The following is a 16,023-nucleotide window of genomic DNA, read 5'->3' on the forward strand; positions in this document are numbered from 1 at the left end:
TGGACTCCTATTAGATCTTCGCTAGCGTGATGCCAGTAGTGTGGATATTCATGCCGCAGACGGGTGCGGTCGCATTGGGCAGCAGGTTGCCGCAGTGAACGCCCTTGCCGGTCGCTCTGGCGAGCTCTTTGTTTTTCGAGCCAAAGCCCATGTAGGCGAACACCGTATCCTGGCGAATACCTGGGGTGACCAGTGCGGTACCCTCTTCGCTACCTACGCTGCTGGTGAGGCGGATCTTATCGCCGCTGGAAATGCCTAAGCGTCCTGCGGTAACTGGGTGGATCCACACGCCGTTATCAGACATCAGGTTGGCCAGCATAGGCACGTTGTGGGTGGCACCATTGGTGTGCACCGCGACCTTGCCCTGGATAAAGTAGAGCTCGTTGTCCTGTTTGAGTTTGACCTCGCGGTACTTGATCACCCCGCGACCGGCGGCCATCTTCTCCACCTTGTCCGAGCTAAGCTCAATCTTGCCGCTTGGGGTCTTGAAGCTCATGGCGCTGGCATAGGTGCCGTCGTCATCTGTGGGCTTGGCATTGGGGTATTGCTTAACGAATGCCGCCACCATAGAGGGTTCGCGCAGCATCAGCGGCTTGCCGTAGCTGACATAGCCTTTTTGCTTGATCTCGTCATAGCGAGCCATATCGCGATCCAGCTGCAGCAGCTGCAAACTCTCCATGTTTTCCCATGGGAAGTATTGCTCCAGGCCCATCTCGTGGCCTAATTCTTTGAAGATCTGCCAGCTTGGCTTGGTGTCGCCTATGGTCTCGACCACACGTTGGCGCACATAGTAGGCTGGGTTCTTGCCCGACTTGTCGGCGATCTCTTCGTCCCGCTCCAGATAGGTGGACTCGGGTAAGATGATGTCGGCGTAGGCGGCGGTCTCGCTGATGTAGACGTCGCAGCTGACCACAAAATCCAGCTTCTTCAGGGTCTCTACCACCAAGGCTCTGTCTGTCATGGTTTGCATCGGATTGGTGCGGCTCATCACCCAGGCCCTAAGCTGATAGGGTTTGGCTTCTAAGGTGGCATCGAGAATGGTTTGATAGATACCGCCAGATGACCACATCATGGCGTACTGCTCATCTACCTGATCGATACGCTTGGCCTGCGGCTTAGGCATGCCTTCGACACCGGGTTTACCTAGACCAGGAGCGACCTTGTCACCGGCAAACTTGTTGTAAGTTTTAGCCTTCTTACCCAGGTAGAGGCCGCCCTTGCGCTCAATGTTGCCGATTAAGATGTTGGCGGCAAACAGGGCGCGGCGCATCTCAAACTCTTCTGGGGTGAAGGTGGCGCGGTGACCAAAGTCCACTACGGCATGGGGCGCCTTGGCGGCAAACTCATGGGCGATACGGCGAATGTCCTTGGCGGGCACGTCGCTGATCCCCTCGGCCCATTCTGGGGTGTAGGCTTTGACTTCCTTGGCGAAGGCATCGAACCCTTCAACATGGCGCTCGATAAAGGCTTTGTCGTAAAGGTTGTCGTAGATCAGCACATGGCACAGGGCCAGCGCGACTGTGACATCCGTACCCGGACGTATGGCAAACCATTCGTCGGCCTTGTCGGCGACCACGGAGAAGCGTGGTTCGAATACCACTAACTTGGCGCCTTTATCCATCTGGGCCTTCATCATGCCGCGAGTCTCGGACATGTTGATCCCTTCATAGAGATTGTGGCCGAAGTTGATGATGTACTTGGAGTTACTTAGGTCGCGCTTCACCTTAGTGCCAAACATCGCCTTGGCGGCAATCACATAACCACCCGGGCAGGTAGTGGCATGGGTAAAGGTATTAGGTGAGCCGAAGGCCTTACCCAGATGGAACAGGTGTCCCGACAGAGAGCCGGACTTGGAGGAGAAGGCCACGGCCTCTGGGCCATGATCTTGCTTAATTTGATTGAGCTTCTGGGCGATCGTCTTATAGGCCTCTTGCCAGCTGATCTCTTCCCATTTGCCTTCACCGCGTTCGCCCACCCGGCGTAGCGGTTTGACGATACGCTGCGGATCATACAGCAGGCTGTGACCGGCGCCGCCTCGGGCGCAGACTTTACCGCCAAAAGATTTGGCTGCCTTATTACCGCTAATAAATACATTCTTGTCATCGACGACCCGTGCCGAGATGGGACAACGCGTCGAACACATTTCACAGATACTGGCGACTTCCTTGCCCACACCCTGTAGGGGTTTCTGCTCCAGCGCAGCTAAAGAACCGGGTAATAATGTCGCTAGCGCACAGCTTGCACCCCCTGCGCCGGCGCTCTTAATAAACGTTCGTCTATCAAGCTCTATCATGGTTTCCTCCTTCATCTGCCTGAGCAGGTGAAATCACACACTGTTATTGGTTTTTGTTCCCTCCCGCAGGAGGTCTGAGGCCATTGTTATCCCATATGAAATACAGGGGTATTGTGGTAAACCACATAGGCTGAGGTGGCGTGATCTGGCGCAACGATTTTTAGCGCGAATGTAAAAAAAGTGTGATCTTCGCTCTCGCTTAGAGGCAAGGAGGTGGGGGAACCGCTGGGTGATAAAGGCCAGGGATAACAGCCAGGCTGAGCCGAGTGAAAAGTCAGAAAGTGTATCTTAAGTGTCAGATTTGGCTGTATTTTGCCAGTTCGGCCAGGTTGTGTACCTTGAGCTTTTTCATCACGTTAGATCTGTGCACTTCTATGGTGCGCAGCGATAAATAGAGTGCCTCGGAAAGTTGCTTGTTGGTTTTACCTTGAATCAACAGTTCCAGAACTTGATGTTCACGCTCGCTGAGGGTGGCCAGGTTTTGACTCAGCTGTAGCGCCTCGAAGGCCTTCTGGCTGTGGAGCATGCTCTTGTCGATGGCGGCCGCCAAGGCCTGACCCGAGACAGGTTTTTGGAAGAAGTCGCAGGCGCCCTGGCGAAAGGCGTTGACCGCCATGGGCAGGTCACCATGGCCGGTGAGAAAGATGATCCCAAGTGGGCTTTGCTGGTCCAGGAGTTCCTGTTGCAGCGCCTGACCGCTAATTGCTGGCATGCGGCTGTCGAGGATGACGCAGCCTGGCTGGCTCAGATCCACCTCTTTAAGAAAGTGCAGGCCAGAGACGAAGGTGGTCATCTCATAGCCGAACTGGCGCAGCATGAAGCTGAGGGAATCGAGGACGGCTTCGTCATCGTCCACCAGATAGAGGGGCAGGGGCTGCGGCATAGGTTGAGACATAGGTTGAGGCATAGATTGCGGCATAGCTTAAGTGGGTCGTTAGCCTTGTATTATACCTAGCCTAGCGCCTCTGCTTTTGGCTGGCAAAAGGGGCATTTGGGCCTTTGAGACAGATCACTAAATGATAATTTTCTGATGGAGTCACGAGGGGATGTTTGCACCGCCTCACATCAAACTGCCCCTTTCTTGCCTAGAGTAGTAGGTTCAATAAAGTGACTGGGCGAGCGATGAAAGGGCGATTGGGTTATTGGTTGAGATCTTGTCTGCGGGCGGGATGGCTAAATCTCTGTATATCTGGCCTGTTTGCGTCAAGCCTGTTGCTGTTTAGCCAGCTAGCCCTTGCCGCGACGCCCGAAACAAGTACCGACGACCTTATTCATTTCAGGGTCGGGGTGCTGGCTAATCACGGGGTGCAGAAGGGGATAGAGCGCTGGCAGCCCATGATGGAGTATCTGTCTCAGGAGGTGCCGGGTACGCATTTCGAGGTGGTTCCGGTGGATTTCGACGAGATGAGCCGCCAGCTGCTGGCCCACGAGCTACAGTTTATCGTCACCAACCCGGGGCAATACTTTAACCTCAGCAGTAACTTCCCCCTCTCCTGGCTGGCGACCATGAAGAGCCATATGCATGGCGGCGCCACCTTTGCCATCGGCTCTACCATCATCGTGCGCGCCGACAGCCAGATCTACACCCTCAAGGATCTCGAAGGCAAACACCTGGTGGCCAGCGATCCCCAGGCCTTGGGGGGCTATCAGGCCGCCATCGGCCTGCTGCATAAGATGGGCTATAACCCGGAGAACTACTTCGGCTCGCTGCGCTTCCTGGGCTTTCCCCTGGAGCCCATCGTCTATCAGGTGCGCGACGGCACGGTGGATGCGGCCATCACGCCCTTCTGCACCCTGGAGGAGATGATTCAGGACGGCCTGGTGAAGAAGGAAGACTTCAGGGTGATCCACCCCACCATGCCGGCGGGCTATGAGTGCCTGGTGAGCACTCAGCTCTACCCCAACTGGTCCTTTGCCGCCGCCGATACCGTGCCGCCAGCCATCACCCAGAAGATCACCCAGGCCCTCTATGCACTGGGGCCGGACCATCCCGCCGCCGTTCAGGCCAAGACCCTGGGTTGGACGGCGCCCATCAGCCAGCTCAAGGTGATCAAGCTGTTTAAGGAGCTGCAACTCAAGGCGCCACCGCCGCCGCTGCACTACACGGTGCTCAAATGGATGGAGAAGAACAAGGAGTGGGGCCTGGCGCTGCTGTTGCTGTTTCTGGTGTCCACCGTCTATCACCTCTGGCTGGAGTATAAGTTCAGGCAGAAGAGCGATTTTCTGATCGACACAGAGCGTCAGCTCAAGGATAAGGCGCTGCAGGTGGAGCGGATGAAGAGTGCGGCTATTCTCGGCGAGATAGGCTCGGGCCTGGCCCATGAGCTGAATCAGCCCATCGCCGCCATCACTCAATACAGCGAGGGGGGCATGATGCAGCTCAACAGCCGCGGCGATGCCGACTCAGATCTGTATGAGCTGCTGGCCAAGATCAATGCCCAGTCTGCCCGGGCCGGCGCCGTGGTGCACCGCATCCGTGGCTTGCTCAAACGGCGTAAATCCCAATATGAAGCCCTCTCCTTAGACGAAGTGGTCACCAACACACTAGCGCTATTTCGCCGCGAGTTTCAGCAGCAGGGCATCGTCCTCACCCAGGAGGTGCGGGGTGAACCCTACAGCCTGTTTGGCGACGGCGTCGGCCTGAGTCAGGTGCTGGTGAATCTGATCAAGAACAGCCTGGACGCCATGGCCGAGATGAAACCCGACAGGGAGAAGCGACTGCTGCTGACCCTTGAATATGGCGCCCAGCAGGCGACCCTCAAGCTGGTGGACAATGGCCCAGGCCTCAAGGGCAAGGCGCAGGATCTCATGGCCTCCTTCTACTCCACCAAGGACGACGGCCTGGGACTAGGTCTGGCCATCTGTTGCGACGTGATCCGCCAGCACAAGGGGCAGTTCACCATAGATAACTGTGCCGATCATGCCGACCTTCCCTGGCGGGAGGGATGCGTGGTGAGTTTGAGTTTGCCAAGAAACTCGGGGGCTTGTTAGCGGGGAAGTTAGCCGGTTTGGGCTAATCGGCAAATTAGCCTTGTTACCGTTGATTACATTAGTTGTAGTTTGAGTTTAGTTACTTAGTTGTAGCGTTAACCTGAGCTGTTACCTAACGCCTGCCCGGCGGGGGAATGTGCAAGCACTCTTTTGGCACGCTGTGAATATCCCTATACGCTTCACGGCGGCGTCCATGCCGCCGAGAGCCAAAAGCGCGCTTACACCCGTATCTAAACGTCTCTTCGATTTGGCGGTATTGGGTGCGAGTAGCGTTTGGTGGCATGCTTACTTGTTGAGTGAGTTTGAAGGCCTAGTTGGGTCAAGGAGAGTTGATCACCATCTAGTAATGATTTAGTGGCAACCATAAGAGAATTAAGACGTTTTTTGTGGATGGAAGCGCATTGATTGCTAAGAGAGTCATGTAGTATCGTAATGTCACGCATGGTGTTGTTCTAGTTTGTTTTTGGCGAAATTGATTAGATCAAACAGCACCATGCGTGTCTACTAATTGATTGTAAAAGGAATTATCTGGGGATTCCCTAGATAACGGCGTTAGCTCTCATCACAAAAACTCAACATTGTAGAAAATATGAACATTGAAAAAGAAAAGGAACGGTTATCACAGCAAAAAATGCTTGATTCCATTCTTCATGAGCCAAAACCAACAGAAATGTTGACGGTCTATTTCTCTGACTATGGAAGTGGAGATCATAATTATGGGATCTACTGTGCTCTAGTTCCAATAGACCAAAAGGAAGAAGTTCTCTCAAGTTATACGTGGGATTTGAGCATTGGCTCAGGAATACCCGGTTCCTGCGTTTATTATGATGAAGGTGTAGAGACTCCCGAATATCACAGGTTTGGTAGTGATAATGGTGTTGAGCCTCTCGTTATTTGTAGAGAATTTCATGGCTTTAAAGATGACTATAAGGAAGTCTGTGAAGAGTTCCGGTTGTTTCATAATCTATATCATGATCATATCAACAACAGATATATAAAAATTGATGATGACGGTAATGAAGCAATAATTATTGAAATAAAATCAAACCACATACAGATCAGAACAAAAGAGCTGAAACAATTTCTTGCCATTAAGGAAATGTATTTATCAATACAATTTGACTGTAGAGAACACTCTCTACTTTCAGAAGATGAATTATCTCTTGATGGCAAAGAATCATCCGAAGAAAGTGAATTTCATATATGGACACTTGCATATGGTGATTTTGGTGGCATTAGTGAGCATCAAGCTTTTTCTAGAATGCTGGGTAAAAAACTAATTAAACCGTTTCCTAAATCAAAAAGTGGCTTATATGGATTCACAAAAGAAGAGCCAAAGAAATACGTCGACTTCATCATAGACTCAGATGAAGTAGGAGATGATGTTTCATATAGCTCAAACCCTGACTTGCTTGCTAACTTTTTTGGTGCAAACCCAGAAGCACCAAATTATCTGACACCTGTTCATTTTAAAAAAGAGGTATTGGATAAATACTATGGAAAACCAAGCAAATATGCTGTTAGTGATTCTAATCTTAGCTGCGCGAGCTTGTGGGGACTACAAATAGATAATCACCATGACGGCAAGGTGTGTGTTTGGCTGGGGGATTTGGGTAGAGACCTTCCCTATGAGGAACAACTACATTGGAGATCATACAATATTGCACCATCTGGAGGTGTAAGCGAAACTTATTATAAGCGTCAAATAATGGCACAATTTACTGACTCTGATCGCTTAGAGCATGTATTCAAATCCAAGTACTCCGAGTTACAAAAAGTTAGCACAGAAAAATTAGGATGGAACCTATTGCTCCCTCTAAATGATGAAGATATTCATCACTTTGAGTGTCTAAGGATTCCATCAACAAACGAGCAGCGTGATTTTGATGATCTGGTTCTTGGCCTTACCAAAGTTCTCATAGACTCTTTAAATGAGAAGCAATTGAACAAATTCATTGAAAAAGAGTTGAGAGGAGGCATAAAAGGTGGGATATCTCGTTTAGAAGCCGTCTTTAAAAATAACTGCATAGAAGAGTATGAAAATCATATTCAGTTTTTGCGTATGCTTCAAAACTTGCGCTCCAGCAGCTCAGCTCATAGAAAAGGCAGTAACTACAAAAAAATTGCTACCGAGTTTGAAATCGGAAGCAAAGATTTGATTTCTGTTTTTGGGGGAATACTAGCAAAGTCAGTAGATCTTCTGGATTATTTCATAGGGGTATGTTCCTCTGCAGAATTACAAAAAAGCTAACAGGTGCGTGCAGGTGAGGCCTTCGGAGCATCTGTCGCAAGCGTTATCTCATAGAAATTTTTATCCGAAACTGACAGGTTAGAGTTAAGGCTTTAACTCGAAAATGTCCAAAAATGTTTTAGAGCTAGGCTGTCCAGTAACGTTAAATCGAAGAGGCGTTGGATACCTGGTGTAGATACGCCGGTGAGCTTCCGAAACAGGGATGTTTCGGCAGAGCCTAAAGGGATTTATTTATGGCGTCTCACAGGCGTATCTGCACAACCCCCGCCGGGCAGGCGTTAGATCGCCATGAAGGTGCGACCTTCAGTTACCTATCCAATATCAATACGGCTTAGTCGCTTCATTCCATCACTCGAAAACGGGTTGAAATTCCCCTAGGATTGGCAACAACCTACCAATAAAACTCAACCTTCCATCAAACTCGATAAAAACTGAGTTCCCAGTTTTTTTGATCTAGCTCAATTTTTGTGAGCCTACTAACAATTCCCCACCCGCTGGTTTATTCCTGTGCGTGAGCCTGCGATACTCTTGCCATCGAACTTAGTGTCCCTGCCTGATAACGCGCGGAGCTCAATGGATAAGACCCTCGAAAAAGTCCTCGGCCGCTGGCTTAAGCAGCAAAAATCGGCCTGTGGCGCCTACCTCAATCTGACCGTGTTGTTTGGTGTGCTTACCGGCTTCGCCCTGGTGGCCCAGGCCTATCTGCTGGCGACCATGCTCCATGGCTTGATCATCGAAAACCAGCCCCGTGAGGCCTTTACCGGCGAATTCATCGCCCTGATTGGTGTGATAGTGCTGCGCTCAGCGCTGGCCTATGGCCGTGAGCGCATCAGTTTCAAGGCGGGGATGTTGCTGCGTAGCCGTATTCGTCAGACTGTACTGGATAAGCTGGTGGAGCTGGGGCCTGTGTTTATCAAGGGGCGTCCGGCGGGGAGCTGGGCCAGCATAGTGCTGGAGCAGGTGGAAGACCTTCACGATTTCTATGCTAAATACCTGCCGCAGATGATGCTGGCGGGTTTCATTCCCCTGACCATATTGGCCGTGGTGTTTCCCATCAACTGGGCGGCGGGCATCATTCTGCTGGCCACCGCGCCGTTGATCCCCCTGTTTATGATCTTGGTGGGCATGGGCGCCGCCGATGCTAACCGCAAAAACTTCGGCGCCCTGTCGCGACTGAGCGGCCACTTCATGGATAGGCTGAGGGGGCTTGGCACCCTGCGTCTGTTCCATGCGGGAGAGCGGGAGCAGAAGGCGATCGAGAGCGCCTCGGAGGAATTTCGCAGCCGCACCATTGCGGTGCTGCGCATGGCTTTTCTTAGCTCGGCGGTGCTGGAGTTCTTCGCCGCCGTCTCTATCGCCGTGCTGGCGGTCTATTTCGGTTTTAGCTTCCTGGATCATCTCGACTTCGGTCACTATGGCGCTGGTATGACGCTGTTTATCGGCCTGTTTGTGCTGATTCTGGCGCCCGAGTTTTACCAGCCCTTGCGGGACATGGGCACTCACTATCATGCCAAGGCCCAGGCCATAGGCGCCGCCGAGGCTTTGATGGATCTGCTGAATCATCAAGGGGATGAGGCTGATGATGCGCCGTGCGTGCCTTTTACAAGTGAGACGCCTTTGAGCATTAAGCTGCAAGGGGCCGAGGTGTTAAGCCCGGACGGCCAGGTGTTGCTGGGGCCGATAACGGCCGAGGTTATCGGCGGAGAGCAGCTTGCCATCGTCGGGCCGAGTGGGGCGGGCAAGACCAGCCTGCTTAACATGTTATTGGGCTTCTTATCCTATCGCGGCAGCGTCCTGATAAATGGTACGGAGCTGAGCAGCCTAGACAGGGAGAGCTATCGTTATCATCTCGCCTGGCTGGGGCAGGAGCCGCAGCTGTTTCACGGCACCATTGGCGACAACGTCGCCATGGGCAAGGAGATGTCGGATGAAGCCATCTATAAATTGCTGGACGACGCCCGTATCGGCGACTTCGTGCGGGCGCAGCCTCTTGGGCTATCTCACCCCATAGGGGAACAGAGCGCCGGGGTCTCGGTGGGGCAGGCCCAGCGCCTCTGTCTGGCTAGGGCCCTCGGTCAGTCGGCCAAGCTGTTTGTGCTCGATGAGCCGACCGCCAGCCTGGACAGCCACAGCGAGGCGGCGGTGATGCAGGCGCTTATTGATGCGCGTAAAGGCGCCACCAGTGTGCTGGTGACCCATCGCCTGGATGCCCTCATCGACATGGACAAGATCTGGGTGCTGGATGGCGGCAAGCTGGTGCAGCAGGGGGATTATCACACCCTGATGGCCGAGCCCGGGCTGTTTAGCGACCTGTGCCATCGACAGGAGGAGGCGTAATGAAACACCTGCTGCCTTTTATCAAGCTGTTTAAGCGCCAGTGGCTGATGATGCTGGTGGGATTGCTGCTGAGCCTGACCACCCTGGCGGCGGGGATCGGCCTGCTGTCACTGTCGGGTTGGTTCCTGTCGGCCACAGCAGTGGCGGGGCTGAGCGTGGTTACCGCCCAGGCCTTTAACTATTTCACCCCCGCCGGTGGGGTGCGTTTCCTCTCCATCGCTCGCACCGCCAGTCGATACGGTGAGCGTCTGGCGACCCATGAGGCCACCTTCCGCCTGTTGACCGAGCTGCGTACCTGGGCCTGGGGCAAGCTGATGCCCTTGAGCGCCAAAGATCTTAGCCATCTGCGCGGCGGCGATCTGCTCAACCGTCTGGTGGCCGACATAGATACTCTGGATCATCTCTACCTGCGGCTCATTACCCCGCTGCTGGCCTCACTGCTGATGATCGCCGCCCTGTATGGCTTTCTCGCTTGGTTCGATAGCGAGCTGGCGCTGACCCTGTGCGGCGTGCTGTTGAGTTTATGGTTCCTGCTGCCCCTGGTCTTCTATCGTTTGGGACATAGGCCGGGTATCGCCCAGCTGGAAAACCGGCGCCAGTACCGGGTATTGCTGCTGGAATATTTGCAAGGTCAGGCGGAGCTGACCCTGTTTGGCGCCGAGAAGCGCTTCAGGGCCGAGCTGGATAGCGCCCAGGAAAAATTGTTTGCCAGCCAGTCCACCATGACGGCGGTGACCGCCCTGAGTCAGGCGCTGTTGATCCTAAGCCATGGCCTGGCGCTGGTGCTGCTCCTGTATCTCGCCGCCGACGGGGTGGGAGACAAGGTGCCGCCAGGGCCGCTGCTGGCGCTGGTGGTGTTTATGACTCTGGCCTGTATCGAGATGCTGATGCCGCTGGCAGGCGCCTTTCAGCACCTGTCGGCCTGCGTGCAGGCTGCCGAACGGGTGAGCGATATCACCGAGCGTTGCCCCAGCATTGGCTATGGCGAAGAGGCTAGCCTGGCGGCGAGTCGCGGCGCCCTGTCTATTGCGGGTGTCAGTTTCGGCTATCAGCCGGGCCAACGGGTACTGGATGATTTGAGCCTTGAGGTAAAGCCGGGCGAGAAGCTGGCCCTGCTGGGGCAGACGGGCTGCGGTAAGTCGAGCCTGTTGTCACTCATCACCCGGGAGTGGATGCCCGAGTCGGGCACTATCTTGCTCGATGGTCACCCCATAGAGAGTTACAGCGAGCAGGCGCTGCGCCGCGCCATGACGGTAGTGAGCCAGCGTATCTATCTATTTGCCGGCACCCTGCGCGATAACCTGACCCTGGCACAGTTTGAACAGGCGCCAGCAGGTAGCCGAGCCGAACGCAAGGCCTGGCGTGAGGCCAACGATGCCAGGCTGATTGCTGTGCTCCAGCGCGTCGGCCTGGGGGCCTTGACTCAGGGCGACAAGCCCCTGGATAACTGGATAGGCGAGGGGGGTAGGCAGCTTTCGGGCGGTGAACGTCGCCGCATCGGCGTGGCCAGGGCGCTGCTGCGGGATGCACCGCTATTGTTGCTGGACGAGCCCACAGAGGGGCTGGATCAACGCACCGAGCGGGAGATCATGGCGCTGCTGCTGGAGTTTGCCAAGGATAAGACCATGGTGATGATCAGCCATCGACTGACGGCCATGGATAAGATGGATAGCATCCACCTGATGGAGGCGGGCAAGATCCGCATCAGCGGCACTCATCAAAACCTGCTGGCTCAGGATACCCACTACGCCAGCCTGAATCGTGTGCTAAGTTAAGGCGTCTTCTTCGCCTTGAGGTGCTAGTCCTTAGTTCTTTTAGCCCTTGTGACGGGTAATAAAAAAGCCAGTGGAAATCCACTGGCTTTTTTGTTTGTCGCTTAGTGAGAGCGCTTAACTAGAGCGCTTAGCGAGTGAGATTACTCCTCGCTGTCACCTAGAGAAAGCAGGGTGGCGTTACCACCGATGGCGGTGATGTTGTTGGTGCGCGTCTTCTCGGTGACGAAACGGCTCAGGTAGTGTGGACCACCCGCCTTAGGACCCGTGCCCGACAGGCCTTGGCCGCCGAACGGCTGCACGCCAACTACGGCGCCGATCTGGTTACGGTTGATGTAGACGTTACCCACGTTGACCTTGTCGGCTACTTCCAGGGCATGGCCCTCGTTGCGGCTGTGGATGCCAAGGGTCAGGCCGAAACCGGTCGAGTTGATGTCGTCGATCACCTTAGGCAGGTCGGCTGCCTTGTAGCGGATCACGTGCAGGATAGGACCGAAGTGTTCTTTTTCAAGCACCTTGATGGAGTCGATCTCTACGGCGGTCGGTGCCACGAAGTGACCATTCTCCGTGTCTGCGGGCAGCTCTCGCTGGTTGATCAGACGACCTACCTGCTTGATATGGTCTATGTGAGCATTGAGGTTCGCCTTGGCGGTCGCATCGATCACAGGGCCGACATCTGTCTTCACCGAACTTGGGTTGCCTATGGTCAGCTCGTCCATGGCGCCCTTCATCACGTCGATTACCCTTTCGGCGATATCTTCCTGTAGATAGAGTACGCGCAGGGCCGAACAGCGCTGACCGGCGCTGGTGAACGAAGAAGAAACCACGTCGTTAACCACCTGCTCAGGCTGTGAGGTCGAGTCCACCACCATGGCGTTCTGACCACCTGTCTCGGCGATCAGTGGGATGATGGCGCCGTCACGCTGGGCCAGGGTCAGGTTGATTCGCTTGGCGGTCACTGTAGAGCCGGTAAAGCAGACGCCGCCGATACGCTCATCGGCCGTGATGGTCGCGCCGACTGTGGCACCCGTGCCAGGCAGGAACTGCAGGGCTTCTGCCGGAATACCGGCTTCATGGGCCAGCTGCACCGCGCGGTAACCTACGATAGAGGTCTGTTCGGCAGGCTTGGCAACCACAGTGTTACCCGCCGCCAGGGCAGCAGCAACCTGACCGAGGAAGATCGCCAGTGGGAAGTTCCATGGGCTGATACAGACGAATACGCCACGACCTTGCAGGAACAGCTCGTTCAGTTCACCCGTTGGGCCAGGCAGCAGCTCTGGCTTGCCCATCATCTTCTTGGCTTGCACCGCGTAGTAACGACAGAAGTCGACCGCCTCGCGCACCTCGTCGATGCCGTCTTGAATGCTCTTACCCGCCTCACGGGTACAGAGGGCGATCAGCTCTTCACGGTTCTCTTCCAGCAGATCTGCCAGCTTCTGTAGCGCGTTGGCGCGCACTTCAACCGGGGTTGAGCACCAGCTACCGAAGGCGTTGTGGGCGCTGGCCAGGGCCTGCTCTATCGCCTGATTGTTGGCGAAGGCCACCTTGCCGACGATCTTTGTGGTGTCGTATGGGCTCTTCACCTCTACGGTGTCACCGCTGAGGGTTTCGCCATCGACGATAGGGCCGGCAGACCACTGCTGCTCTTTGAACTTGTCCAGCGCGGCGAAGAAAGGCTCAGATTCTGAGATGATGTTCATGTTGATTCCCTTAGAGTTTTTGCGCTCGGCACCGAAGATATCGATAGGCTGAACGATTTTATTGTTGGCTAGGGTTTTATAGCGTTTTAGGGTCGTCAATGGGTGGACAACCAAAGATTCGATCGGTGTCTTAGGGTCGACCAGCTTGTGCACGAACGAGGTGTTGGCGCCGTTTTCCAGCAGGCGACGCACCAGGTAAGGCAGCAGATCTTTATGGGCACCGACAGGGGCGTAGATACGTACAGTGCTTACGCCGCTCTCGGCCAGCAGGGTGTCGTACAGCTCTTCGCCCATGCCGTGTAGGCGCTGAAACTCATAAAGACGATCGCCGGCCATGTCGGTGATGGCGGCCACCGTCTGGGCGTTGTGGCTGGCAAACTGCGGGTAGATGGCGCCGCGGGTGGCGTCAGACAGCAGGTAGCGTGCACAGGCCAGGTAAGAGACATCCGTGCCTGCCTTGCGGGTAAACAGTGGGTAGCCGCCTTCGCCAGCGACCTGAGCCCACTTGAGCTCGCTGTCCCAGTAGGCGCCCTTCACCAGGCGTACAGGGATCTCATCGCCCTGATCCTTGGCCAGACGGGTGATCCAGCACAGCACGGGTAGGGCGCGCTTGGAGTAGGCCTGTACCACTATGCCCAGTAGACCCCAGCCCTTGGCGGCGTCTGAGTTATACAGCTTCTGGAAGAGTTTCAGTGACAGCTCTAGACGGTCCACCTCTTCGGCGTCGATAGAGACGCCCACTTTGAGGCTGCGCGCCTGTTGCACCAATTTAACGAGCGTGTCATACAGCTCTGTCATGGTTCTGTCTTCGTTGGCCACCTCATAGCGAGGGTGCAGCGCCGATAGCTTGATAGAGATGGTCGGGCGTGGCGCCTCGCTCTCATCGTATTCTTGGGCGCCTAGTGCCGCGATGGCATCAGAGTAATCTTGATAGTACTTCTGCGCGTCCTTCATGGTCAGGGCGGCTTCGCCCAGCATGTCGTAGCTGTGGGTGTAGCCCAGCTTGCGCTTGTCTGTGCTGTTCTTCAGCGCCTCTTGTACCGTGCGGCCGAGAACGAACTGCTTACCCATTATCTTCATCGCCGCCAGCATGGCTTGGCGGATCACAGGCTCGCCCAGACGGTTGACCAGACGGTTCAGCAGGCTGCTCGGCTTGCCATCTATATTCTTGTCCAGGGAGATGATCTTACCGGTAAGCATCAGGCCCCAGGTTGAGGCGTTGACCAGGGTCGAGTCACTCTTACTCAGGTGCTCGTCCCATTTGGCGCCGGAGAGCTTATCGTCGATCAGGGCGTCGGCGGTGGCCGCATCAGGGATACGCAGCAGGGCTTCGGCCAGACACATGAGGATGATCCCTTCTTGGGTCTCCAGGCTGTACTGCTGTAGGAAGGCATCGATACCGACCATGAGTCCTTTCTTGTCGTATTGACGCACCTTGTGCACCAGGTCATGGGCACGCTGGGTAATACGTTGAATCTCTTCGTCGCTCGAGGGAACAAGTTTAATCAGTTCAGAGAGGTATTGCTCTTCGTCGACAATATAGTTGTTGGTGATCGCTGTAAATAACTCATCTAGAGTAGCTGAGTCGTAACGACCAGTCAGAACTTCACTTGCTTTGAACATAGTAATTACTTCCACCTGGACCTAAATAGGGACAGTTTTGGCTTGAACAAAAGGTAAGTTTTCAGGCGTTTAGTATTATTTTTGTATACAATCTGGCGCCTTTCGCGCGCCGATTATACCTCCAAAATGTGACGAGGAACACTCTTGTGTGGGTGAATGTGAGCTTTGTTTGATCTCGTCCGGCCAGAAGGCGGTCGAGGCCACTGTTTATGGGGGTTACAGGCATAGCCTCTCGATGAATTAGTCGGGACTTTTATCGCTCATTCAGGCATAAAAAAGCCAGGGACTCTGCCCTGGCTTCAGTTTATCGCTTTCGAATCGTCCAGTGCGTTTTACCAGCGGTTCTTCTGGCGACGACGTGGACGCGGCAGGTAGACCAGAATCACACCGATCAACACACCTATACCGGCGATCATGCCGCCCTGCTTCATCAGCTCGAAACGCTCATCGTTCTTCAGCTTGGTTAGCTCGCGGGTGGCGCTATCGCGCTCGCTCGAGGCCTTGGCCAGGGCTTCTTCGGCATTGGCCAGTTGTGAGCGTAGCTGGCGGATCAGCTGAGTGCTGCTATCGCTCTCGTTGGTAACGCTCTCAAGCTCGGCTTTTACCTTGTCGAGTTCGGCCTGAACTTCCGGTAGCTGCACACGAAAGCTCTTGCCTGAGCTCAGCATCTTGCTGTCGACCCAGCCCTCACGGCCCTTGTGGTCGACGATCTTGGCGTAGTCGTTTTGCGTCTCACCCATGTAGGTGACGGGCTGACCGGCCTCGACGCTGCCCAGAATACGGTACTGGGTGCCCGGGCCTCCGTGAATGAAGGTGTAGACGTTATCTGAGATATAACGGGTTTGCTCTGCCGCCATCAGGGTCGATGACACTAGCATCATGGCGAGAATAGATAGGAGTCTTAACACTTTGAGTTCTCTTCAGCGAAATATTGGCACATGCTAGGGATTTAGCCCTCTATTTGCAAGTGCAACATGGGAAGTGTTACCAGGAATTAATCTTTGTAACTGCTCGGTTTGGCAGGTAAGTTGCACAGAAAAGAATAGTTGAAAACGG

General features: G+C 54.6%; 8 protein-coding genes and 1 pseudogene. 4 read left to right on the top strand and 5 right to left on the bottom strand.

What is annotated here, in order from left to right; all coding sequences use genetic code 11:
- Positions 1-10: 10 nt before the first annotated feature.
- On the bottom strand, positions 11-2,293 hold the full coding sequence (phsA, locus tag GNT65_RS13910) for a thiosulfate reductase PhsA (protein WP_160797186.1): 2,283 nt from the start codon (positions 2,291-2,293) through the stop codon (positions 11-13).
- Positions 2,294-2,588: 295 nt separating this feature from the next.
- Positions 2,589-3,176: a response regulator transcription factor gene (locus GNT65_RS13915; RefSeq protein WP_160797283.1), complete on the bottom strand. Its 588-nt coding sequence runs from the start codon at positions 3,174-3,176 to the stop codon at positions 2,589-2,591.
- A 239-nt stretch (positions 3,177-3,415) separates the two neighbouring features.
- Here GNT65_RS13915 and GNT65_RS13920 point away from each other — a divergent pair, with 239 nt between their 5' ends.
- Complete coding sequence (locus GNT65_RS13920; RefSeq protein ID WP_244952186.1) at positions 3,416-5,284, top strand: sensor histidine kinase; 1,869 nt, start codon at positions 3,416-3,418, stop codon at positions 5,282-5,284.
- A 269-nt stretch (positions 5,285-5,553) separates the two neighbouring features.
- Here the strand turns inward: GNT65_RS13920 and GNT65_RS13925 are convergent.
- Positions 5,554-5,727: pseudogene (locus GNT65_RS13925) on the bottom strand (IS4 family transposase); the annotation flags it as partial.
- Positions 5,728-5,873: 146 nt separating this feature from the next.
- Here GNT65_RS13925 and GNT65_RS13930 point away from each other — a divergent pair.
- From GNT65_RS13930 to cydC, 3 genes are all read left to right on the top strand, one after another.
- Positions 5,874-7,535, top strand: coding sequence for a hypothetical protein (locus GNT65_RS13930; RefSeq protein WP_160797187.1), 1,662 nt, complete (start codon positions 5,874-5,876; stop codon positions 7,533-7,535).
- A 573-nt stretch (positions 7,536-8,108) separates the two neighbouring features.
- The gene (gene cydD / locus GNT65_RS13935) at positions 8,109-9,872 is read left to right on the top strand and encodes a heme ABC transporter permease/ATP-binding protein CydD (protein WP_160797188.1); all 1,764 of its coding nucleotides are present in this window, start codon (positions 8,109-8,111) and stop codon (positions 9,870-9,872) included.
- Positions 9,872-11,647 carry a heme ABC transporter ATP-binding protein/permease CydC gene (cydC, locus tag GNT65_RS13940; protein ID WP_160797190.1) on the top strand — a complete coding sequence of 592 codons (1,776 nt, stop codon included), beginning with the start codon at positions 9,872-9,874 and terminating at the stop codon, positions 11,645-11,647. The genes cydD and cydC overlap by 1 nt, the downstream gene beginning before the upstream one ends.
- A 140-nt stretch (positions 11,648-11,787) precedes the next feature.
- Here the strand turns inward: cydC and putA are convergent, their stop codons facing one another.
- Both putA and GNT65_RS13950 read right to left on the bottom strand, forming a co-directional pair.
- On the bottom strand, positions 11,788-14,967 hold the full coding sequence (putA, locus tag GNT65_RS13945; protein WP_160797192.1) for a bifunctional proline dehydrogenase/L-glutamate gamma-semialdehyde dehydrogenase PutA: 3,180 nt from the start codon (positions 14,965-14,967) through the stop codon (positions 11,788-11,790).
- 332 nt (positions 14,968-15,299) lie between these two features.
- The gene (locus GNT65_RS13950) at positions 15,300-15,848 is read right to left on the bottom strand and encodes a TIGR04211 family SH3 domain-containing protein (RefSeq protein ID WP_160797287.1); all 549 of its coding nucleotides are present in this window, start codon (positions 15,846-15,848) and stop codon (positions 15,300-15,302) included.
- Positions 15,849-16,023 lie beyond the last annotated feature (175 nt).

Source organism: Shewanella insulae, assembly GCF_009831655.1.
GTDB classification, from domain to species: Bacteria; Pseudomonadota; Gammaproteobacteria; order Enterobacterales; family Shewanellaceae; genus Shewanella; species Shewanella insulae.

Excerpts from the sequence above, each read along its gene's own strand:
- GNT65_RS13915 (WP_160797283.1), bottom strand. The coding sequence starts at position 3,176 with ATGCCGCAGCCCCTGCCCCTCTATCTGGTGGACGATGACGAAGCCGTC.
- GNT65_RS13930 (WP_160797187.1), top strand. The coding sequence starts at position 5,874 with ATGAACATTGAAAAAGAAAAGGAACGGTTATCACAGCAAAAAATGCTT.
- cydC (WP_160797190.1), top strand. The coding sequence starts at position 9,872 with ATGAAACACCTGCTGCCTTTTATCAAGCTGTTTAAGCGCCAGTGGCTG.
- putA (WP_160797192.1), bottom strand. The coding sequence starts at position 14,967 with ATGTTCAAAGCAAGTGAAGTTCTGACTGGTCGTTACGACTCAGCTACT.
- GNT65_RS13950 (WP_160797287.1), bottom strand. The coding sequence starts at position 15,848 with ATGATGCTAGTGTCATCGACCCTGATGGCGGCAGAGCAAACCCGTTAT.
- phsA (WP_160797186.1), bottom strand. The coding sequence starts at position 2,293 with ATGATAGAGCTTGATAGACGAACGTTTATTAAGAGCGCCGGCGCAGGG.
- GNT65_RS13920 (WP_244952186.1), top strand. The coding sequence starts at position 3,416 with ATGAAAGGGCGATTGGGTTATTGGTTGAGATCTTGTCTGCGGGCGGGA.
- cydD (WP_160797188.1), top strand. The coding sequence starts at position 8,109 with ATGGATAAGACCCTCGAAAAAGTCCTCGGCCGCTGGCTTAAGCAGCAA.